Origin of the sequence: Streptomyces sp. NPDC102270 (assembly GCF_044766405.1) — a bacterium.
GTDB lineage: Bacteria > Actinomycetota > Actinomycetes > Streptomycetales > Streptomycetaceae > Streptomyces.
Genome location: NZ_JBIWLX010000018.1, coordinates 194,650 through 215,513, shown reverse-complemented (window position 1 = coordinate 215,513; position 20,864 = coordinate 194,650). Strand labels below are relative to the sequence as shown.

Annotated in this window: 18 protein-coding genes and 2 pseudogenes; 13 read left to right on the top strand and 7 right to left on the bottom strand. The window is 72.1% G+C overall.

Annotated features, from left to right (window positions below):
* The 7 genes and pseudogenes from ACIRP7_RS34160 to ACIRP7_RS34130 all read left to right on the top strand — a co-directional run.
* Positions 1 to 100, top strand: a pseudogene (locus ACIRP7_RS34160) (IS481 family transposase); the annotation flags it as partial.
* Between the two features lie 407 nt (positions 101 to 507).
* Positions 508 to 1,683, top strand: coding sequence for a prenyltransferase/squalene oxidase repeat-containing protein (locus tag ACIRP7_RS34155; protein WP_403667289.1), 1,176 nt, complete (start codon positions 508 to 510; stop codon positions 1,681 to 1,683).
* Positions 1,680 to 2,321, top strand: a complete 642-nt coding sequence (locus ACIRP7_RS34150) for an SCO2322 family protein (RefSeq protein WP_403667287.1) — start codon at positions 1,680 to 1,682, stop codon at positions 2,319 to 2,321. The genes ACIRP7_RS34155 and ACIRP7_RS34150 overlap by 4 nt, the downstream gene beginning before the upstream one ends.
* Entirely contained in the window at positions 2,311 to 3,414 is a 1,104-nt protein-coding gene (locus tag ACIRP7_RS34145) for a CbiQ family ECF transporter T component (RefSeq protein WP_403667284.1), read from the top strand. Before ACIRP7_RS34150 ends, ACIRP7_RS34145 begins: the two co-directional genes overlap by 11 nt.
* Positions 3,411 to 5,072, top strand: coding sequence for an ABC transporter ATP-binding protein (locus ACIRP7_RS34140; protein WP_403667281.1), 1,662 nt, complete (start codon positions 3,411 to 3,413; stop codon positions 5,070 to 5,072). The genes ACIRP7_RS34145 and ACIRP7_RS34140 overlap by 4 nt, the downstream gene beginning before the upstream one ends.
* Positions 5,069 to 5,878: an ECF transporter S component gene (locus tag ACIRP7_RS34135; RefSeq protein ID WP_403667278.1), complete on the top strand. Its 810-nt coding sequence runs from the start codon at positions 5,069 to 5,071 to the stop codon at positions 5,876 to 5,878. Before ACIRP7_RS34140 ends, ACIRP7_RS34135 begins: the two co-directional genes overlap by 4 nt.
* Before the next feature lie 285 nt (positions 5,879 to 6,163).
* Positions 6,164 to 6,583: a transglycosylase SLT domain-containing protein gene (locus ACIRP7_RS34130; protein WP_403667276.1), complete on the top strand. Its 420-nt coding sequence runs from the start codon at positions 6,164 to 6,166 to the stop codon at positions 6,581 to 6,583.
* A 10-nt stretch (positions 6,584 to 6,593) separates the two neighbouring features.
* On the opposite strand, the gene ACIRP7_RS34125 is transcribed toward ACIRP7_RS34130, so the two are convergent.
* Entirely contained in the window at positions 6,594 to 7,880 is a 1,287-nt protein-coding gene (locus tag ACIRP7_RS34125; protein ID WP_403667274.1) for an alpha/beta hydrolase family protein, read from the bottom strand.
* Between the two features lie 103 nt (positions 7,881 to 7,983).
* Here ACIRP7_RS34125 and ACIRP7_RS34120 point away from each other — a divergent pair, with 103 nt between their 5' ends.
* The gene (locus ACIRP7_RS34120) at positions 7,984 to 8,682 is read left to right on the top strand and encodes a YoaK family protein (RefSeq protein ID WP_352383322.1); all 699 of its coding nucleotides are present in this window, start codon (positions 7,984 to 7,986) and stop codon (positions 8,680 to 8,682) included.
* A 30-nt stretch (positions 8,683 to 8,712) separates the two neighbouring features.
* Here ACIRP7_RS34120 and ACIRP7_RS34115 read toward each other — a convergent pair whose 3' ends face one another.
* The gene (locus ACIRP7_RS34115; RefSeq protein WP_403667271.1) at positions 8,713 to 9,546 is read right to left on the bottom strand and encodes an alpha/beta fold hydrolase; all 834 of its coding nucleotides are present in this window, start codon (positions 9,544 to 9,546) and stop codon (positions 8,713 to 8,715) included.
* Positions 9,547 to 9,649: 103 nt separating this feature from the next.
* On the opposite strand from ACIRP7_RS34115, the gene ACIRP7_RS34110 reads away from it, so the two are divergent.
* The gene (locus ACIRP7_RS34110; RefSeq protein ID WP_403667268.1) at positions 9,650 to 11,893 is read left to right on the top strand and encodes an ATP-binding protein; all 2,244 of its coding nucleotides are present in this window, start codon (positions 9,650 to 9,652) and stop codon (positions 11,891 to 11,893) included.
* A 193-nt stretch (positions 11,894 to 12,086) separates the two neighbouring features.
* On the opposite strand, the gene ACIRP7_RS34105 is transcribed toward ACIRP7_RS34110, so the two are convergent.
* Positions 12,087 to 13,256 carry a steroid 3-ketoacyl-CoA thiolase gene (locus tag ACIRP7_RS34105; protein ID WP_403667265.1) on the bottom strand — a complete coding sequence of 390 codons (1,170 nt, stop codon included), beginning with the start codon at positions 13,254 to 13,256 and terminating at the stop codon, positions 12,087 to 12,089.
* 266 nt (positions 13,257 to 13,522) lie between these two features.
* On the opposite strand from ACIRP7_RS34105, the gene ACIRP7_RS34100 reads away from it, so the two are divergent.
* Positions 13,523 to 14,761, top strand: coding sequence for a cytochrome P450 (locus tag ACIRP7_RS34100; protein WP_403667262.1), 1,239 nt, complete (start codon positions 13,523 to 13,525; stop codon positions 14,759 to 14,761).
* Positions 14,762 to 14,945: 184 nt separating this feature from the next.
* Here ACIRP7_RS34100 and ACIRP7_RS34095 read toward each other — a convergent pair.
* Positions 14,946 to 15,811 (bottom strand): annotated as a pseudogene (locus ACIRP7_RS34095) (phosphatase PAP2 family protein).
* A 307-nt stretch (positions 15,812 to 16,118) separates the two neighbouring features.
* On the opposite strand from ACIRP7_RS34095, the gene proP reads away from it, so the two are divergent.
* Together proP and ACIRP7_RS34085 are read left to right on the top strand one after the other, a co-directional pair.
* Positions 16,119 to 17,483 (top strand): glycine betaine/L-proline transporter ProP, encoded by a 1,365-nt coding sequence (gene proP, locus ACIRP7_RS34090; protein WP_403667259.1) that lies wholly within the window; start codon positions 16,119 to 16,121, stop codon positions 17,481 to 17,483.
* 86 nt (positions 17,484 to 17,569) lie between these two features.
* Positions 17,570 to 18,241, top strand: a complete 672-nt coding sequence (locus ACIRP7_RS34085) for an O-methyltransferase (protein WP_403667257.1) — start codon at positions 17,570 to 17,572, stop codon at positions 18,239 to 18,241.
* 10 nt (positions 18,242 to 18,251) lie between these two features.
* On the opposite strand, the gene ACIRP7_RS34080 is transcribed toward ACIRP7_RS34085, so the two are convergent.
* From ACIRP7_RS34080 to ACIRP7_RS34070, 3 genes are all read right to left on the bottom strand, one after another.
* Positions 18,252 to 18,644, bottom strand: a complete 393-nt coding sequence (locus ACIRP7_RS34080) for a hypothetical protein (RefSeq protein WP_037899834.1) — start codon at positions 18,642 to 18,644, stop codon at positions 18,252 to 18,254.
* A gap of 176 nt (positions 18,645 to 18,820) precedes the next feature.
* Positions 18,821 to 19,450, bottom strand: a complete 630-nt coding sequence (locus ACIRP7_RS34075) for a hypothetical protein (protein WP_403667254.1) — start codon at positions 19,448 to 19,450, stop codon at positions 18,821 to 18,823.
* Between the two features lie 5 nt (positions 19,451 to 19,455).
* A complete protein-coding gene (locus ACIRP7_RS34070; protein WP_403667252.1) occupies positions 19,456 to 20,151 on the bottom strand; it encodes a hypothetical protein in 696 nt (231 codons plus the stop codon).
* Between the two features lie 67 nt (positions 20,152 to 20,218).
* On the opposite strand from ACIRP7_RS34070, the gene ACIRP7_RS34065 reads away from it, so the two are divergent.
* Positions 20,219 to 20,707 (top strand): GNAT family N-acetyltransferase, encoded by a 489-nt coding sequence (locus ACIRP7_RS34065; protein ID WP_403667250.1) that lies wholly within the window; start codon positions 20,219 to 20,221, stop codon positions 20,705 to 20,707.
* Positions 20,708 to 20,864: the final 157 nt, after the last annotated feature.

Here is a 20,864-nt window from a genome sequence, read left to right as displayed (position 1 = left end):
CGACTGGCTACACACCTACAATCACCACCGCGGACACACCGCGCTGAAAGGCCAACCACCCGCCAGCCGCGTCCCCAACCTCACGGGTCAGTACATCTAGCCCGGGCCCCGAGGCTCCCCCGGCTCTCAGCCGCTTCCCTACGGGCGAGTACAGTAGCCAGGTCGTCATCACATGCCGTACGGGGGGAAGCCGGTGCAATTCCGGCACGCCCCCTCCCCCAGTGCCCCTAGGGCCCTTCTGATGGATCTCCGTGGAAGACGGAGCGGCGTTCGGTGCGTGCGATCGGCGTGCGGCGTGGAGGGTCATGTGGCGGAGCCACCTGGCCCTTCGCGCCGTGCGGTGAGCGTGCGTGCCGGGCGGCGCGACGCCGCGGAGATCCATCAGAAGGGCCCTAGGGCCTGGGAGACCGGCCGGTGCGCGGCACCGTCGAGGTATACGGAGCCGAGCCGCCCGGGGGTCCTCCCGCGCTGCCCGGCTCCCCGCAGGGAGAAGGGCATCCGCCGATCATGAACGTCCGCCGCAGCGCCGCGGTCCTGGCCGCCACCGTCGTGATCGGCACGGCCACGCCCGCCGTCGCCGCCTCGCCGTCTCCGTCGCCGTCCCTGCCCTCGGGGCTGTACGGCAGCAGCGACCCCACGTACGACGGGGTCTGGCGGCAGTCCCTCGCCCTGATCGCCCTGCACCGGGTGGACGTGGAGCCCGCCGCCGCGGCCGTCGGCTGGCTGGCCGGGCAGCAGTGCGCGAGCGGGGCGTTCCCGGCGTTCCGCGCGGACCCGGCCAAGGCCTGTGACACCAAGTTGATGGTCGACACCAACAGCACGGCAGCCGCCGCGCAGGCCCTGTCCGCGGTCGGCGGGCACGGCACCGCGGTCACGAAGGCGGTGACCTGGCTGAAGTCCGTCCAGAACAAGGACGGCGGCTGGGGCTTCTCCTCCGGCGGGGCCAGCGACGCCAACTCGACGTCCGTGGCGATCGGCGCGCTGAAGGCTTCCGGCGACGATCCCGCCAAGGCCCTCAAAAGCGGCAGGTCGCCGTACGACGCCCTGCTGAAGCTGGCCCTGCCGTGTGCCGACGGGGGCGCCTTCGCCTACCAGCCGGACAAGAAGGGCAGGCTCGCGGCCAACGCAGACGCCACCGCGGCGGCCGTCGTCGGCGTGCTGGGCCAGGACATGGTGTCGGCGAAGGCCGACGGCAAGGCGGCCGCCACCTGCGCCGACGCGGCTCGCCCGACTCCGGGGCAGGCGGCGGCCAACGGCGCGGCCTACCTGGCGAAGGCGGTCGCGAAGGACGGCCACCTGACCTCCGCCCTCCCTGGCTCCGAGAACCAGCCCGACTACGGCAACACGGCCGACGCGGTCGTCGCGCTCGCCGTCCAGGGCGGTTCCGCGGCCGCGCGCGAGCCCCTGGCGTGGCTGGAGCGGAATTCCGCGAAGTGGGCCGAGCAGAACGGCCCGGCGGCATACGCCCAGCTGATCCTGGCCGCCGAGGCGGGTGGCGCCGACCCGCGCGACTTCGGCGGCACGAACCTGGTCGAGCAGCTGACCGCGACGGGACCGGCGCCGGTCACCGCGTCCCAGGACGACTCCGGCATCTCCGTGTGGTGGACGGTCGGCGCGGGTCTCGCCGCCGGCGCGGGGATCGGCTTCCTGCTCAGCAGCCGCAACAAGAGGAAGCAGCCGTGACCCGCAAGGCGGTCCTCCTCTCCCTCCTGACGGGCCTCCTCCTGGCCGCCGTGAGCCCGGCCCACGCCGCCGGGTACCGCTACTGGTCCTTCTGGGACCGCACCGGCACGACCTGGACGTACGCCACCCAGGGCCCCTCCACCGCGGTCCCCTCCGACGGCGACGTCCAGGGCTTCCGCTTCGCGGTGAGCGAGGACTCGGCGGACGCGGACAAGCCCCGCGGGACGGCGTCGTTCACGGCGATCTGCGGAGACACGGCGGCGCGGGACGGCCGTAAGCGCGTGGCGTTGGTCATCGACTTCGGTACGGCCTCGGACGCCCCGTCCGGTGCGAAGCCCCCGGCGAGCCGCACCGCGTGCCCGGTGGTACCCCGCGACGCGACCACGGCGGAAGCCCTGGCGACGGCCGCCAAGCCGCTCCGCTACAACGCCAACGCGCTGTTGTGCGCGATCGCGGGATATCCGGAGACGGGCTGCGGGGAGCAGGTGGCGGGGAAGAAGACGGGCTCGGAGGAGAGCGGGTCGGACGGGTCGGACAGCGAGCCGTCCGTGGGCCTGTTCGCGGGCCTGGGGGCGATCGCCGTACTGGGGGCGGCGGCGTGGCGGGCGAGGGCGAGGCGGCGCGGCAATGCCGCATAGCTCAGCCGGCCGGCCCGTCCCCCTGCACCCCGGCGCCTGGTGGCTCTGGTCCCTGGGCCTCGGCACAGCGGCCACCCGCACCACCAACCCTCTCCTCCTGACCCTGCTCGTCGTCACCTCGGCCTACGTGGTCGCGACCTGCCGCCGGAACACACCCTGGGCCCGCTCGTACACCGCGTTCCTCAAACTCGCCCTCGCCGTCCTCCTCGTCCGTCTCCTCTTCACGATCGTCCTCGGCTCCCCCATACCCGGCACCCATGTGCTCGTCGCCCTGCCCGAACTCCCGCTCCCCGACTGGGCGCAGGGCATCCGCCTGGGTGGCCGGGTGACCGCGGAGTCCCTCGTCTTCGCCCTCTACGACGGCCTCAAGCTGGCCACCCTCCTCATCTGCGTGGGCGCGGCGAACGCCCTCGCCAACCCGCACCGGCTCCTGAAGTCCCTGCCCGGCGCCCTCTACGAACTCGGCGTGGCCGTGGTGGTGGCCCTGACCTTCGCCCCCCATCTCATCGCCGACGTCCAGCGCCTGCGCGCCGCCCGCCGCCTCCGAGGCCGCCCGGACTCCGGGATGCGCGGCCTCCTCCAGGTCGGACTCCCGGTCCTGGAGGGCGCGTTGGAACGCTCGGTCGCCCTCGCCGCGGCCATGGACGCCCGCGGCTACGGCCGTACTGCCGAGGTCCCGCCCGGAGTCCGCCGTACGACCACCGCACTCACCCTCGGCGGACTGCTCGGCGTCTGCGCGGGGACGTACGGACTACTCACCGCCGAGGGCGGCACGTACGGCGTCCCGGTGCTCCTCGCCGGCCTCGCCGCCGCCCTCGCGGGTCTGCGTCTGGGCGGCCGCCGCACTCCGCGCACCCGTTACCGTCCGGACCGCTGGACCGCCCGGTCCCTCCTGGTCGCCGGTTCCGGCGCGGCCGTGGCGGCGGGGATGTTCCTCGCGAGCGCCACCGATCCGGCCGCCCTGCACCCCGGTGTGGTGCCCCTCGTCGCCCCCGCCCTCCCCCTGTGGCCGGCCGCGGCGGTCCTCGTGGGCCTGCTGCCGGCCTTCCTCGCCCCCGCCCCCGCCCCAGCCCTCAAGGAGCCGTCGTCGTGATCCGCTTCGAGGACGTCTCCGTGATGTACGACGGGGCGCCCGAACCCACCGTGCAGGGCGTCGACTTCGAGGTGCCGGAGGGTGAACTCGTGCTGCTCGTGGGCCCGTCGGGGGTCGGCAAGTCCACGATCCTCGGCGCGGTCAGCGGGCTCGTCCCGCACTTCACCGGCGGCACCCTGCGCGGCCGGGTCACCGTGGCCGGCCGCGACACCCGCACCCACAAGCCACGCGAACTGGCCGACGTGGTCGGCACGGTGGGCCAGGACCCGCTGTCCCACTTCGTGACGGACACCGTGGAGGACGAACTCGCCTACGGCATGGAGTCGTTGGGGCTGCCGCCGGCGGTGATGCGCCGCCGGGTGGAGGAGACCCTGGACCTGCTGGGGCTGGCTCCCCTGCGCGACCGGCCGCTGGCCACCCTCTCCGGCGGCCAGCAGCAGCGCGTGGCGATCGGCTCGGTCCTCACCCCGCACCCCCGGGTCCTGGTCCTGGACGAACCGACCTCGGCCCTGGACCCGGCGGCGGCGGAGGAGGTCCTCGCCGTCCTCCAACGCCTGGTCCACGACCTGGGCACCACGATCCTCATGGCCGAACACCGCCTGGAACGCGTCATCCAGTACGCCGACCAGGTGGCCCTCCTGCCCGCCCCCGGGGAAGCACCGGTCTTCGGCACCCCGGCCGAGATGATGGCCGTGTCCCCGGTGTACCCGCCGGTGGTGGACCTGGGCCGGCTGGCGGGCTGGTCCCCACTACCCCTGACGGTCCGCAACGCCCGCCGCCAGGCAGGACCTCTACGAGACCGACTCGCCGCACAGGCACCCGCAGCCGCCGCCGGCGAGACCGGCCCCCAGGTGCAGCGGGCCCGCCGGTTCACCCGCCGCGAGCGCCCCACCCCTGCCGCCACACCCCACCTCGCCGAAGTCACCGCCCTCTCCGTCCGCCGCGCCCACGTCCAGGCCCTGACCCACATCGACCTCACCGTCCGCCCCGGCGAGACCATCGCCCTCATGGGCCGCAACGGTGCCGGGAAGTCCACGCTCCTCAACACCCTGGTCGGCCTGGTGGAGCCCTCCGCGGGAACCGTCCACGTCGGCGGTGCCCAGCCCCACCGCACCGCCCCGCGGGACCTCGTCCGCCGAGCGGGCCTCGTCCCCCAGGAACCCCGGGACCTCCTGTACGCCGACACGGTCGCCGCCGAATGCCGGGCCGCCGACCAGGACGCCGGCGCGGCACCCGGCACCTGCCGTGCGCTGGTCGACGGCCTCCTGCCGGGCGTGACCGACGACACCCACCCCCGCGATCTCTCCGAGGGCCAGCGACTCGCCCTCGCCCTCGCCGTGGTCCTGGCCGCCCGCCCGCCCCTCCTGCTCCTCGACGAGCCGACCCGCGGCCTGGACTACGCGGCCAAGGCCCGTCTCGTCGATCTACTGAGTGAACTCGCCGCCACCGGCCACGCGATCGTGCTGGCCACCCACGACGTAGAACTCGCCGCCGAGCTCGCCCACCGGGTGGTCCTGCTGGCGGAGGGCGAGGTGATCGCCGACGGCCCGGCGACGGACGTGATCACGTCCTCCCCCTCCTTCGCCCCGCAGGTCAGCAAGATCCTCGCCCCGCAGCGGTGGCTCACGGTCGCCGAGGTGAGGAAGGCCCTGTCATGACCCGAGCCGTACCCCTGGGCCCCCGCTCCCTCCTCGCCCTCGCCCTGGTCAGCGCCGTGGGCGTCGTCGCCTTCGGCTGGCCCTTCCTCGCCCCGCCCACCTCCCAGGTCGGCACCCACACCCAGGACGCCCCCTGGCTCTTCGCCGGACTGCTCGTCCTGCTCGTCGCCGTGGTCGCCGCGGCGCTCGCGGAGTCGGGCCTCGGCCCCAAGGCCGTGGCGATGCTCGGCGTACTCGCCGCGACCGGCGCCGCGCTCAGGCCGATCGGCGCCGGCACCGCCGGTATCGAGCCGATGTTCTTCCTCATGGTGCTCAGCGGCCGGGTCCTCGGCCCGGGCTTCGGCTTCGTGCTCGGCAACGTGACGATGTTCGCGTCCGCCCTGCTCACCGGTGGGGTGGGGCCGTGGATGCCGTTCCAGATGCTGGCGATGGGCTGGTTCACGATGGGCGCGGGCCTGCTGCCGGTGCCCGCCCGCGCGCGGGCCCGTACGGAGGTCCGGCTCCTGGCCGCCTACGGTTTCCTCGCCGCCTTCGCCTACGGCACCGCCATGAACATGGCCGGCTGGCCCTTCATGGGCGCCCTCGCCTCGGGCATCGCCTTCGACCCGCACGCCGGTGTTCCCGCCAACCTGTCCCGTTTCCTGGCGTACTGCCTGGCCACGTCGCTCGGCTGGGACCTGGGCCGGGCCCTGGTGACCGTCGTCCTGACGCTCACCCTCGGCCCGGCCCTCCTCAGGGGGCTGCGCCGGGCCACCCGCCGTGCGGCCTTCGAGACCCAGGTCACATTCGAGGCGTCCGAGCGGTGAAGCGCCCCACATGACCCAGCTCACCTACTAACGGGAACAGTAGGAACAATTCCGACATAACGCCCAACCCGCACCCCTCCTGACCTGCGCATTGAGAGCCGGATCACACAGATGCCCTTTCCCGGCGATTCGACCACAACTAGTAAAAGGGGTCATTGCGGACGCCTGCCGAGCCTGTTTCTGTAGACGACGTCGCACGGCGCCGACAAGCCCACGGGCCTCGGCGCCGACGCATGTCCCCCGGGACCGCGAGCGGCACCACCGTCCCCGAAGAAAAGGTTCTCCGTGTCCGTCTCCCGCATCGCCCGCCGCATCGCTTCTCCGAAGAAGGCCATCACCACCGTCGCGATGGCCGCCGCCACCGCCGGCCTGGTCCTGACCGCGGCGCCGGCCCAGGCGGCCACGACCAACTCGTCCGCCCAGGCCAAGGCCATCGCGCACAAGATGATCCCGAACGCCGCGCAGTACAACGCGTTCAGCAAGATCGTCGAGCACGAGAGCGGCTGGGACGTCAACGCCACGAACTCCTCCTCCGGCGCCTACGGCCTGGTCCAGGCCCTGCCCGGCTCCAAGATGGCCTCCGTCGGCTCCGACTGGAAGTCCAACGCCAAGACCCAGATCAAGTGGGGCCTGGACTACATGAACTCCCGCTACGGCAGCCCGACCGCCGCCTGGGCCTTCTGGCAGGCCAACGGCTGGTACTGAGCCGCGTGCATCACCCCCGGACGCCGTCGAAGAACCGCACCACCTGCGGGGCCGACACGGCGAGGGAGCCGAAGTGATCCACGGCTCCCTGCTCGACCACCCGCACCCTCGCTCCCTGACCTGCGAGGGTGCGGGCGCATGTCCGGGTGTTGCCGATGGGCACGTCGGTGTCGCCGGCAGCGGCGTACAGCCTTACCGGCACCTCCGGCTTCCCGTCGCAGGTGTGGTCGGCGGCGCGCATCGCGTCCAGCACGGCGCCGGACGGGTGCCGCAGACGCTCGTAGAAGGCGGGCGTGAGCAGCTGTTTCACCGAGGGCGCGAGCCCTCTGACGACGTCCTCCTGCTCGTGGCTCCCGTCGAGCAGGCCCTCGACCCGGCTCGCGTAGGGCGCGCGGAAGGCGTCGGACGGGTCCTTGTAGAGGGGATGCAGACGGTTCTGGGCGACCAGCCAGTACGCGATGTAGAGGACTCCGCTGGTGTCGTTGACCCGGCCGTCGAACAGCGCGGGCATCTCCTGGCCCTCCAGGTCGTACGGGCCGCTGACCGGGGCGAGTGCCCTCAGCCGGAAGTGCCGGTCGGCGCCCGCGTCCAGCGCCGTGCCGAGCGCCATCGCGACCTGGCCGCCCTGTGAGAAGCCCGTCGCGTACACGTCCCCGGTGAGCGGACGCCCGAGCCGGTCCGCGGCCGTCCGGGCGGCGCGCAGCATGTCGAGGGAGGCGGTCACCGACGAGGCCGTGTCCATGTACGGGTGCCGGCCCGGGCCCCTGCCGAGGCCGAGGTAGTCGGGGGCGGCCACGGCCCGGCCCGCGCTCGCGTTCAGATACGACGGCACCCGCCCGAAGTCCTCGCTCGCCGAGGGCGCGTAGTCGCGGTGGACCATCGTGCCGTGGGTGTCGGAGACCAGGTCAAGTCGGTGGCCGCCGCCCTTGGGGAGCGTCAGCAGCCCGGTCGCGGTGGTGGGCCTGCCGTACGGATCGACGGTCCGGTACGTCAGCCGGTAGGCCCGTACGCCGTACCGCACGGAGCCGGTGGCGACGTCCTGGCCGCCCAGGAACGCCCGGACGGCCCCCGCGTCCCGGTCGGCGACCGGGGTGACGGCGACCAGGTCGCCGCGCCCGGCCTGATGCGTCCGCCCGGCCTGATGCGTCCGCCCGGCCTGATGCGTCCGCTCATCGGCGGCCGCTGCCGCCGGGACCGCCGCGAGCCCGGCGAGCAGCAGGGCCGCCGCTGCGGCGAGCCCCCTCCGGGTGCGCCGACTCGCCCTTGTTCCACAGGGTTTGCGCGTCTCATCACTCATGTCCTCGACGCTACGGACGCGCGGGTCGCCCCGACATCCGAGAATCCCCCGCCTCCGTGGTGGACTTGGGTGCACCCCGTCCGTCCGGCCGTCCGGAGAATCGATGAGCGAACAGAGCGGCACCGACACGAAGGCGGCCGGCGATCCCGAGGCGCGCGGGCTGCGCCTGGTGGCCGTGCTGCTGGGGCTGACGGTGGTCAGCGGACTGATCGACGCCGTCAGCTATCTCGGCCTCGAACACGTCTTCACCGCGAACATGACCGGCAACGTGGTCGTGCTCGGGTTCGCCGCGGCCGGGGCGCCCGGCTTCTCGGTGGAGCACACCCTGACCTCGCTGGCGTCGTTCGTGGTGGGCGCGGTGGCGGGCGGCCGGGTCGCCGTACGGCTCGGCTCCGGATCCCGCCGCACCTGGGCCCGGCTCACGCTCGCCGCCGAGGCGGTGCTCCTGGGGGTGTCGGCCGTGGTCGCCTTCGCCGCGCCCGGCGCCACGGCCACCGCCTACACCCTCATCGCCGTCACCGCCTTCGCCATGGGCCTGCGCAACGCCACGGTCCGCAGGCTCGGCGTCCCTGACCTGACGACGACCGTGCTGACCATGACACTGACCGGCCTCGCCGCCGACTCCCGGGCCGGCGGCGGCCCCGGCACCCGCTCGCCGCGCCGTACGGCGTCCGTGATCGCGATGGTCGCCGGGGCCGCACTGGGCGCGTGGCTGGTGCTCCACCACGGCCTCGGCATTCCGCTGGCGATCGCGGCGGGGCTGGTGGCCCTGCTGGCGGTGACCGCCTCGGGGCGCGAGTGAGCCCCCGCTTCTCCAGGGACCCTCCAGGGGCTACTTGGCCAGGAAGGCCAGCAGCGCCGAGGTGACCTCCTCCGCGTGGGTCCACAGCAGGCCGTGCGGGGCGCCCTCGATCTCGACGTACTCGGCGGCGGGCAGCAGGGCGTGGAAGGGCCGGCCGGTCGCGTCGATCGGCAGGATGCGGTCGCCCGTGCCGTGCAGGATCAGCGCCGGTACGTCGATCTTCGCCACGTCGGCCCGGAAGTCGGTGATCCAGGTCGGCACGCAGGCCACCGACGCGTGCGCCGAGGCACCCGCGGCCACGTTCCAGCTGCCCCGCACGGCCGCCTCGCTGATCCGGCTCCCGAGCGTCTCGTCCAGGTTGTAGAAGTCCTGGTAGAAGGCGTCGAAGTAGGCGTACCGGTCCTTGGTCACGGCCTCCAGGATGCCGTCGAAGACCGACTGGTCCACGCCGGTCGGGTTGTCGTCGGTCTTCAGCAGGAAGGGCTCCAGGGAGGCCAGGAAGGCCGCCTTCGCGACCCGGCCCGAGCCGTACGTGCCCAGGTAGCGGCCCACCTCGCCGGTACCCATCGAGAAGCCGACGAGCACCGCGTCGGTCAGGTCCAGGGTCGTGAGCACCTTGTCGAGGTCGGCGGCGAAGGTGTCGTAGTCGTAGCCGGTGGTGGGCTGCGAGGAGCGGCCGAAGCCGCGGCGGTCGTAGGTGATGACCCGGTGGCCGGCCTCAAGGAGCGCGGGCAGCTGCTTCTCCCAGGAGTGGCCGTCGAGCGGGTAGCCGTGGATCAGCACGACGGGCTGTCCGGTGCCGTGGTCCTCGTAGTAGAGCTCGATCGGCGCGCTGTTCTCTTCGCCAACGGTGATGTACGGCATGTCGTTTCGTCCTCTCGAAATGGAGTCTCCAGCTCACCACGGGTCGCGGGGGGCCACCAGGCAGAAGTGCAGGCGGAAGTAGAGAGCCCTTGTTCTAATTGTCATGATGACCAGTCACACCTCTCCCCCCGCGACCCCCTTCGGCGGCACGCTCCGCTCCCTGCGCCGGGCCGCCGGGCTGACCCTGGAGGAACTCTCCGCAGCCTCCGGAGTCAGCGTCCGCGCACTCGGCGACCTGGAGCGCGGTCGCAGCCGCGGACCGCAGCGCCGTACCGTCGACGCCCTCGCCGCCGCGCTCGGGCTCGACGACGAGCAGCGCGAGCGCGTACAGCGGCTGGCCGGCACCGGCCGGGAACGCGGCGGGGCACCGACGCCGCCGTACCTCCTGCGGACCGTCCCGGACTTCACCGGCCGGGAGCAGGAGCTGGCGGAGCTGGAGTCGCTGGCCACGGGCACGCGCACCCGTGCGGCGGTGCTGTTCGGGCCGGGCGGACAGGGCAAGACGACGCTCGCGGCGGAGGCGGTACGACGCCTGTCCGGCGCCTTCCCGGACGGCAGCGTCTGCGTCCAGCTGCACGGCATGAGCGACTCCCCGCTGCCGGCCGCCGAGGCGCTGGTCCTCCTGCTGACGGCACTGGGGCACCCCCCGGACCGGATCCCGGTGGACCCCGTCGCCCGCGAGGCCGTCTACCGGGCCGCACTCGCCGGCCGGCGGGCCCTGGTCGTCCTCGACGACGCGGCCGACGAGACCCTGACCAGGCCGCTGCTGCCGGACGCCGAGGGCAGTTTCGTGCTGGTCACCAGCCGGCGTCCGCTGGCCGGTCTCGAAGGCGTACGCCGGATCAGACTCGGCGGCCTCAGCGGCGGGGAGTCGACGAGGCTGCTGGAGCGCATCCTCGGCACCCCGCGCACCGACGGCCAGTCCGAGGCGATCACCCGGCTGACCGAGCTGTGCGGCCACCTGCCGCTGGCCCTGCGCATCGTCGGCAACCGCCTCTCCAGCCGCCCGAGCTGGACCCCGGCCCACCTGGTGGACCAACTCGCCGACGAGGGGCGCCGGTTGAGCGGGCTGGTCGCGGGCGACCTCGCCGTACGCGGCGCCCTCGCCCTCTCCTACGGCCAACTCACCGAACCGCACCGGCTGCTGCTGCGCCGGCTCTCGCTCACCCCCGGCCATGACACCGGCCCCGACCTCGCCGCCGTGCTGACCGGCGGGGACCCGCTCACCACCGGGGATGTCCTCGACCTCCTGGTCGACCGGGGCCTGCTGGAGGAGACCGCACCCGGCCGGTACGCCCTCCATGACCTCGTACGGCTCTTCGCGCGCGAGCGACTCGACGCCGAGGAGCCCGAGTCGGTGGCCGGGGAGGTTCACCTGCGCATGGCGGACTGGCTGTTGCGGTCGGCCTCGGCGGCGGGCCGCCTGTTCGAGGCACCGGGCGCGCCCGAGCCATGGGCGGGGACGGTCCCCGCGTTCGCCCCCGGGTCCGCCGAGGCGGCGGAGGAGTGGCTCATCGCCGAACGGTCCAACTGGGCCGGCGCCCTGCCCCTGATGTACGCGGCGGACCGGCACGCGGAGATCCTCCACACCTCGCGCACCCTGTACTGGTTCTCCGACCGCTGGAGCCAGTGGCCCGAGTGGCGGACCCTCTTCTCGTACGGCGCCCGGTCCGCGGCGGCCGTCGGTGACCGGGCGGCCGAGGCCCACCAGCTCAACTGTCTGGCCTGGGCCCACGGGGTCGGCGCGTCCCAGTACGAACAGGCCGAGCAACTCGCCCGCCAGGCCCTGGAGTTGGCGATCGAGACCGGTGACGAGGGCCAGCAGGCCTGGGCCTGGTCGTACATCAGCGGGGCCTGTCTGGGTCTGCGTCCCGCGGAGGCCGCGGAGGCCGCCGCCAAGGCCACCCGGCTCTTCGAGGCCGTCGGCGACAGCGCCGGGAAGGCGGTCTCCCAGCGGGTCCTCGGCAGGGCGCTGCGCGAGTCCGGCCGTGCCGAGGAGGCGCTGGCCCTGCACCGGGCCCTGCTCGACACCTCCGCCGGGGATGTTCCCGGCCTGAACGAGTTCATCCAGGTCCTTCTCCGCCAGGAGATCGCGCATGATCTGCTGGCCCTCGAACGATGGCCGGAGGCGGTGGCGGCCTACCGCACCGTCACCACCCCCCTCGCCCGCGGCGACCTCGACCGCTTCCTGCCCCGGGCGCTCACCGGTCTCGCCACGGCCCTGCGCCACTGCGGCGAACTCCCCGAGGCCCGCGCACACCTCACCCGGGCACAGGAACTGTTCACGGCAGCCGGCGACACGGCGTCCGCGGCGGAGGCGACGGCGGCGATCGAAGGCCTCGGGTAGCTCCGCGCCGCCGACAGTGTTCTCGGCGACACCTCGACGTGGCGGCCTGGACGGCGAAGGCCCAGCCCTCGACCGTCCCGGCGCGCACCACCGCGTCCACCGAGCGCCGCAGGAAGCCGAGTTCCTCCACCGCCTCGACGTCCAGGTCGTCCAGGCCGAACTCCGTCAACCGCCTTCGTCAACTGGACGTCGACTACAACCGCTGAATGATCGTCCCGGTGGCCAGCGCCCCGCCCGCACACATCGTGATCAGCGCGAACTCCTTGTCCGCGCGCTCCAGTTCATGCAGGGCCGTCGTGATGAGCCGTGCCCCCGTCGCCCCCACCGGGTGGCCGAGTGCGATCGCGCCGCCGTTGACGTTGACCTTCTCCAGGTCCTGTTCGAAGACCTGGGCCCAGCTGAGCACCACCGACGCGAAGGCCTCGTTGATCTCGACGAGGTCGATGTCCTTCAGGGACATGCCCGCCTTGCCGAGCACCGCGCGGGTCGCGTCGATCGGTCCGTCGAGGTGGAAGTGCGGGTCGGCGCCGACCAGCGCCTGGGCCACGATCCGGGCCCGCGGCCTCAGCTTCAGCGCCCGCGCCATCCGCTTCGACGCCCACATGATCGCCGCGGCGCCGTCACTGATCTGGGAGGAGTTGCCCGCCGTGTGGATCGCCGCCGGCATGACCGGCTTGAGGCTCGCCAGTGCCTCCATGGACGTGTCGCGCAGTCCCTCGTCGCGGTCGACGAGCCGCCACATGCCCTGCCCGGCCCGCTGTTCGTCCTCGGTGGTCGGCACCTGGACCGCGAACGTCTCCCGCTTGAAGCGCTCCTCGGACCAGGCGACGGCCGCCCGCTCCTGCGAGATCAGACCGAGCGAGTCGACGTTCTCCCGGGTCAGCCCCCGGCGCCGCGCGATCCGTTCGGCCGCCTCGAACTGGTTCGGCAGGTCGACGTTCCACTCGTCCGGGAACGGTTTGCCCGGCCCGTGCTTCGAGCCCGACCCCAGCGGCACCCGGGACATCGCCTCGACACCGCAGCTGATGCCGACGTCGATGACCCCGGCCGCGACCATGTTGGCGACCATGTGGGAGGCCTGCTGCGAGGAGCCGCACTGGCAGTCGACCGTCGTCGCCGCGGTCTCGTACGGCAGCCCGACGGTCAGCCAGGCCGTGCGCGCGGGGTTCATGGACTGTTCTCCGGCGTGGGTGACCGTGCCGCCGACGATCTGTTCCACCGCGTCGGCGGGGATGCCGGCGCGGCCGAGGAGCTCACGGTAGGTCTCGCCCAGCAGATAGGCGGGATGCAGATTGGCGAGCGCGCCGCCGCGCCTGCCGATGGGGGTACGGACGGCTTCGACGATCACGGGTTCGGCGGCCATGGGTGCGGGTCCTCTCCTCCGAACGGATCCATGGAACTTCCGTGGAACACGCAGAACTGGGCAGAACTAGTACGTGTTCTACTTCGCGCTGCTCTGCAGTCTGCGGACGGGCCGCCCACCACCGCAAGGGGCGTGCACACAATTGAGGGCTCCGCGCCCCTTGCCACTTGTAGAACCCGTTACTACCTTCACGACAGCTCTGTTCCTGATGGACCGTCAGAAAGCTTCCAGTCGGAAAGCTTCCAGAGAGCTGGAGTGAGTTGCCGATGACCTGTCCAGCGTTCCCCGACGGGTTCGACTTCACCGACCCCGACCTGCTGCAAAGTCGCGTACCGCTGCCGGAGTTCGCCGAACTGCGCCGGGCCGAACCGGTGCGCTGGATCCCCCAGCCGGCCAATGTCGCCGGCTTCCAGGACGAGGGGTACTGGGCGGTCACCCGGCACGCGGACGTCAAGTACGTCTCCACCCACCCGGAGATCTTCTCGTCGTACCTCAACACGGCGATCATCCGGTTCAACGAACGCATCGAGCGCGACGCGATCGACGCGCAGCGCCTGATCCTCCTCAACATGGACCCGCCGGAGCACACCAGGGTCCGCGGGATCGTGCAGCGGGTGTTCACGCCCCGGGCCATCCGCGCCCTGGAGGAACGCCTCCGCAACCGCGCCCACTCGATCGTCGAGACCGCCCGCGCCCTGCCCGGCGCCTCCTTCGACTTCGTCACCCAGGTCGCCTGCGAACTGCCGCTGCAAGCCATCGCCGAGCTCATCGGCATCCCGCAGGACGACCGGGCGAAGATCTTCGACTGGTCCAACAAGATGATCTCGTACGACGATCCGGAGTACGCGATCAGCGAGGAGGTCGGCCAGCAGTCGGCCATGGAGCTCATCGCCTACGCGATGAACATGGCGGCCGACCGCAAGCAGTGCCCGGCCAAGGACATCGTCACCACGCTGGTGGCAGCCGAGGACGAAGGCAACCTGAACTCCGACGAGTTCGGCTTCTTCGTGCTGATGCTGGCGGTCGCGGGCAACGAGACGACCCGCAACGCCATCACCCACGGCATGCACGCCTTCCTCACCCACCCCGACCAGTGGGAGCTCTACAAGGCCGAGCGCCCCTCGACGGCCGCGGAGGAGATCGTCCGCTGGGCCACCCCGGTCAACTCCTTCCAGCGCACGGCCACCCAGGACACGGAGCTGGGCGGCAAGCAGATCAGGAAGGGCGACCGCGTGGGCATCTTCTACGCCGCCGCCAACCACGACCCCGAGGTCTTCGAGAACCCGGACGTCTTCGACATCACCCGCGACCCCAACCCCCACCTCGGCTTCGGCGGCGGAGGCCCGCACTACTGCCTCGGCAAGTCCCTCGCGGTCCTGGAGATCGACCTGATCTTCAACGCCATCGCCGACGCCATGCCCACGCTCCGCGCCTCCGGCGACCCCCGCCGTCTGCGCTCGGCATGGATCAACGGCGTCAAGGAGCTCCAGGTCACCCTGAGCTGACGCCCGCCCCGGTACCCGGGCCGACGGTCCTTGCAGACCGCCGGCCCGTCCCGGTGCGGGCGGCCACCCCAGGGAGCACACACCGGCCCGGCCAAAGTTCGGGGCGGGCGGCGGGAGTCGGCTGGCGGGTCGGTGCGCAGGTGGCCGACGTGGCGCGGTGCACTCGGCCCCCGGGCGAAGTCCCTCACCGCTTCGCCGGCACCCGTTCCTCATCGACTTCCGCGGCAGCAGCCACCATCCGGGCCCGCGGCCCCTGGAAGAGATACGACAGCCCGAACCCGCCCGCGACGACAGCCGCGCCCCCCACCGCGTCCAGCACCCAGTGGTTCCCGGTGGCCACGATCGCCGAGACGGTGAAGAACGGATGCAGCAGGCCCAGCGCCTTCATCCACCACCGGGGCGCGATGATCACGATGACGACCCCGCACCACAGCGACCACCCGAAGTGCAGCGAGGGCATCGCCGCGTACTGGTTGGTCAGCGCGGTCAGGGTGCCGTAGTCCGGCTTGGAGAAGTCCTGCACCCCGTGCACGGTGTCGATGATCCCGAGCGCCGGCATACGGCGAGGTGCGCGACAGGAAGGGGATCACCGTGGCGGCGGCGAGCGCGGCCAGCAGCACCAGGTTGTCCCGCAGGGTGTACAGCGCCGAGATGTGCGGCAGCATCATCGTCGCCGGGAGGGTCATCACCACGACGACGGCGACCGGCCAAGCGCGGGCGGCGACGAGACCGAGGGCGACGACCCGGAGCAGGGTGCCGAAGGTTCAGCTCCAGCCGAGGGCCTGTTCGGCGGCGCGGGTGAGCGGCTTCAGGACGAGTCCCCCGAACGGGGTACCGGTGAACTGCGTCGAGTCGTACAGCGAGCCCTTCACATGCAGGACACCGTCCGGGCCGACCCGGGTCTCCAGGTCCGTCAGCCGCTCGCCTCTGGGGGTGCGGAGGACGACCCTCTCGTGCGGCGAGGACGGCCGCCACCAGCCACAGGACGAACCTGGCCGCGAGCAGCCGCGCCTGGACCTCGGTGGTCCCACTGTGCTCCGCGTTCGCCACGCCTCGTCGGCCTCTCGTCCCGTTCGTGCCATGCGCCCGAGAGGAAGGACGCAGGCAACCCCAGCCTCACCTAACCTGTCCCTTTTGTCCGAATGGCGATAGTCCGCCGGTAGGCTCCTCGCGCAGCAGGGCGCGAGATGGATCACACGCGTCGGGGGAAAGGGCGTCCATGATCGGACGCAGGGTACCTGCATACAGCACGTTTATGTACGCTCCGTGACCGGACTCGAGCATGACGTAAGCCCGGCAAGTCCGCCTATGGTCGCTTTTTGCCCTGGTCCCCGTCGAAAGGCAGGCGAGCGAAGTTTTGCCGAGTGCCCCCGCCCCCGTTCACCCCGTCCACCCTCCTCGCGACCCCGGGACCCCCGAGGCGGTCGGCGTCGACCCGGCCCTCGTGAAGCGTGCCGTGAAGGCCGCCGCGCTGGGCAACGCGATGGAATGGTTCGACTTCGGCGTCTACAGCTACATCGCCGTCACCCTGGGCAAGGTCTTCTTCCCCTCCGGCAATCCGACCGCCCAGCTCCTGTCGACGTTCGGCGCCTTCGCCGCGGCCTTCCTGGTCCGCCCGCTCGGCGGCCTGGTCTTCGGCCCGCTGGGCGACCGCGTGGGCCGCCAGAAGGTCCTCGCCGTGACCATGATCATGATGGCCGCCGGCACCTTCGCCATCGGCCTGATCCCGTCGTACGCCACGATCGGCGTCGGCGCCCCGCTGCTGCTCCTGGCCGCCCGTCTGGTCCAGGGCTTCTCCACCGGCGGCGAGTACGCGGGCGCCTCCACCTTCATCGCCGAGTACGCGCCCGACAAGAAGCGCGGCTTCCTCGGCAGCTGGCTGGAGTTCGGCACACTCGCCGGCTACATCGCGGGCGCCGGTCTGGTCACGGTGATGACGGCACTGCTGTCCACCGAGGACCTGGTGTCCTGGGGCTGGCGGATCCCGTTCCTGATCGCGGGCCCGATGGGTGTCATCGGCCTCTATCTGCGGCTGCGCCTGGAGGAGACCCCGGCGTTCACGGCCGAGACCGAGAAGGCCGAGGCCGACCGCCGCAAGGTCCCGCTGCGCGAGATGATCACCGGCCAGTGGCAGGCCCTGCTGCTGTGCGTGGGCCTGGTCCTGGTCTTCAACGTCACCGACTACATGCTGCTGTCGTACATGCCGAGCTATCTGACCAGCGAGCTCAAGTACGACGAGACGCACGGTCTGCTGGTCGTCCTCGCCGTGATGGCGCTGATGATGATCGTCCAGCCCTTCGCGGGCGCCCTGAGCGACCGTGTCGGCCGCCGCCCGGTGATCGCCGCGGGCTGCGCGGGCTTCCTCTTCCTGTCCGTCCCGGCCCTGCTGCTGATCCGCCAGGGCAGCCTGTTCGCGATCGCGCTCGGCATGGGCGCACTGGGCCTGCTCCTGGTCTGCTTCACGGCGGCGATGCCGGCCGCCCTCCCGGCCCTCTTCCCGACCCGGGTGCGCTACGGCTCCCTCTCGGTCGGCTTCAACATCTCGGTGTCCCTCTTCGGCGGCACGACCCCGCTGGTGGTGACCGCACTGATCGGCGCGACCGGGAACATGATGATGCCCGCCTACTACATGATGGCCGCGGCCGTGATCGGCGGTGTGGCGGTGTGGTTCATGACGGAGTCGGCGGGCAGGCCCCTGCCGGGCTCGCCGCCGCAGCGGTAATCCGCTGACAGGGACCGGGTGCCGGACTATATTCGTTAGCGCAACTAGTTAGCTGCTCTAACTAGCCATACGAAAGGCACAGGTGCATGAGCGAGTCGCAGTTCTGGGACGACGTCGACGACTACTTCACCACCCATCTGGCCCCGGAGGACGACGTGCTCCGGGCGGCCTTGCGCGACAGCGAGGCCGCCGGCCTGCCGTCCATCGCCGTGACGGCACCACAGGGCAAGCTCCTGCAGCTCCTGGCCCAGATCCAGGGCGCCCGTACGATCCTGGAGATCGGGACGCTCGGCGGCTACAGCACGATCTGGCTGGCCCGCGCCCTGCCCGCCGACGGCCGTCTGGTCTCACTGGAGTACAGCCCGGTCAACGCCGAGGTCGCGAACCGCAACGTCGCCCGCGCGGGTCTCGACAAGATCGCCGAGGTGCGGGTCGGCCCGGCCCTGGAGTCGCTGCCCCGACTGGCCGACGAGAACCCGCCCCCCTTCGACCTGGTCTTCATCGACGCCGACAAGGCCAACAACCCGCACTACGTGGAGTGGGCGCTCAAGCTCACCAGTGCGGGCAGCCTGATCGTGGTGGACAACGTCGTACGGGGCGGCCGGGTCGCCGACCCCGGCAACTCTGCCCCCGATGTCCAGGGCACCCGCACCGCGCTCGAACTGATCGGAGGGCACCCGAGGTTGAGCGCCACGGCGATCCAGACGGTCGGCAGCAAGGGCTACGACGGCTTCGCGCTGGCCCGCGTCCTGCCGTAGCCCGTCCCGCTCAGGCCTCGTGATAGAAGCCGACGTTGACGCTGCGCGGGGCGGTGCGGTCGCGGATGACGATCTCGCCGTTGCCGCCCCGGGGCAGCGTCACGGAACCGCCGTAGACCAGGGGCTGCGCGTAGGCCCCGGCCACCAACTGCACCTCGGACGAGGGGTCGGGCTGCGAGCCCTGGAGCCAGGTCACCTGCCAGACGCCCTCGGGCCCGCACAGGAACTCCAGGTGCACCCGGGAGACGAACAGCCAGTCGTCGGGGGTCGCGAGCCGGCACACGGACTTGTCCCGGCCCACCCGCAGCACGGTGCCCGGGTCACTGGGCGCGTCGGCCATCTGCATCCCGGCCGTGGCACCCTCCTCCGCCGCGGTGACGACGGCCATGGTGAGTTCGAGCACGTGCGCTCCTCCTGAAAGGTTCCATGCGCGGCAACCCCGTTGACCTGCCGCCGCCGCATGATAATTCGCCCGGCACGGCGGTGTCCGGCGCAAGCAACCCAAGACCGGCCCGTAACCCAAGACCGGCCTGCCACCCGAGTCCGGGCGACAGGCCGGTCGTACGTACGGACGACGGGTCAGCTGTGCAGCAGCCGCTCCGTCAGCTCGCGGTAGTCCCGCAGCGCCAGTCGGAGTTGCTCGGTGTCGCCGGCGCCGACGCCCTTGTCCTGGCCGCCGTCGCCGGTCTGCCAGGAGTTGCGCAGCGTGCGCCGACGCTGCTTCACGGCATCGGCGAACCGGGCGGCGACCTCCTCCAGCACCTGGTCGGCCTCCTCGACGGCGGACCGGGGTTCGTCCACGAACCCGGCGACGGCGTGCTGGAGCCGTGTGCTGAGCTTGTCGCTCTCGTCGTGCGGCAGCAGCCGGGCCTCGTGACCCGAGACTCCGCCCACACCCGGACCGACACCGCCGACGGCGTCGGAACCGGCGCCCCGCTCCCGCTCGGTCTCACGGCCGAGTCCGGAGATCTTGTCGTGGCCGACAGCCGAGTCTCGACCTCGACCGAGGCCACCTTGGTCACGGGACTGCTCACCGGAGCCGGTCGTACCCGCCGGACGTCCGGCCACCGGGTCCAGACCCGGCGCCTCACTCTCGGTGGGAGTCACCAGGGGACTGTGCGACCCCGCGGGGTCGCCGGCCGTGCCCCTGCCGGTCTTTCCTTCCCCCCGGGTGCCGTCGGCGCCCGGCCTGCTCGTGGCATCCGTCATGTCACTCAACTCCCCTTCGCGTGACGCCTGTTGAATGCCCACGGCAGATGTCCGCGGCTGTCGCTGCGGCCGTCGCGGGCTTGGCCCGCGCGCTCGTGGGACTCATGGGTGGGTGTCCGGGACTCCTCGCGGCTCCGCGGCGGGCCGACGAGCTCCTCGAAGAGGGCCCGCGCCTCCACCATGGCGGCGCGCATGTCCTCCGTGTCCGTCCGTCCGTCGCCGTCCTGCCGGGCGTCCGTGCGGGCACTCGCCACCGTGTGCACCCGCCGGTAGCCGTGCACACGGTGCGCGTGGTGCACGGACAGCGCGTTGTACTGCTCCTCGTACTGCCCGCCGCCCGGGAAGCCCCGGGCCTCGGCGAGCTCGGCGAGCAGCCGGTCCGCCTCGGCGACGGCCTCCCGAGGGGAGTCGACGAAGCGTTCCTGGGCGGCCGTCCAGCGGTCCTCGTACCGCTGGCGCTCCGCCGCTTCGAGGGGCTGCTCGCGCAGGGATCCATGCCGCTCCACGCGCTCGGTGAGTTCACGTTCGGCGGCCTTCTCGTCCCCGTTGTGCCGGGCCACGGTACGGTCGTACTCGGGCCCGAAGCGTCGCTTCAGGCCCCGGCCGTGCTGCGGACCCCGGCCACGCAGAGTCAGGACGGCCGCCACGATGATGACGGCCGCCACGATCACGATCAGAGCGATGATCAGGCCAGTTGACATATCTGTCGGGTTGCCTCGAACGTTTTATTCAAACCGTCTCCGCATATGTGTAGGCGACAATCAGGCCATGACCTGGACCGTCACTCCCGAACACCCCGGCTCCCCCACAGCAGCGGCTCTCTGGCGCGCGTACTACACAGAGGTCAGCGACCGCTACTACCTCCTGCACGAGAACCGCAGAACAGATCCGGCCGAGCTGGAGAGGGAGGTGGCGAAGGACACGGGCAGCGAACTCGCCCCTCCGACCGGCCTGTTGCTGGTGGCCAGCTACGCGGGCGAGCCGGCCGGCACGGCGGGCATACGTCTGCGCCCGGACGGGAGCGCCGAGCTCACCAGGGTCTACCTGCACGACAAGATGCGCGGCAAGGGCGGCGCGGTCCTCCTCGTCGAGGCGGCGGAGTCCGCGGCCCGAGCCCTCGGCGCCACCCGCCTGATCCTCGAAACCCGCGCGGACCTGACCGAGGCCCTCTCCCTCTACGCGAGGCTCGGCTACCAGGAGATCGCCCGGTACAGCGACGACATCTACGCGGACCACACACTGGGCAAGTCCCTGTAACGACGACGGGCGGGGCGGGGGGTGTCCGCCTGCGACGCCGGCCGCAGGCATTCAGGGGTGCGGGGAACTGCACAAAGCCCCCCACCGAACCCGCACAGGCATCCAGGGGCGCGGGGAACTGCGCAACACACCCGCGCCCCCACCGACGAGCAACAGG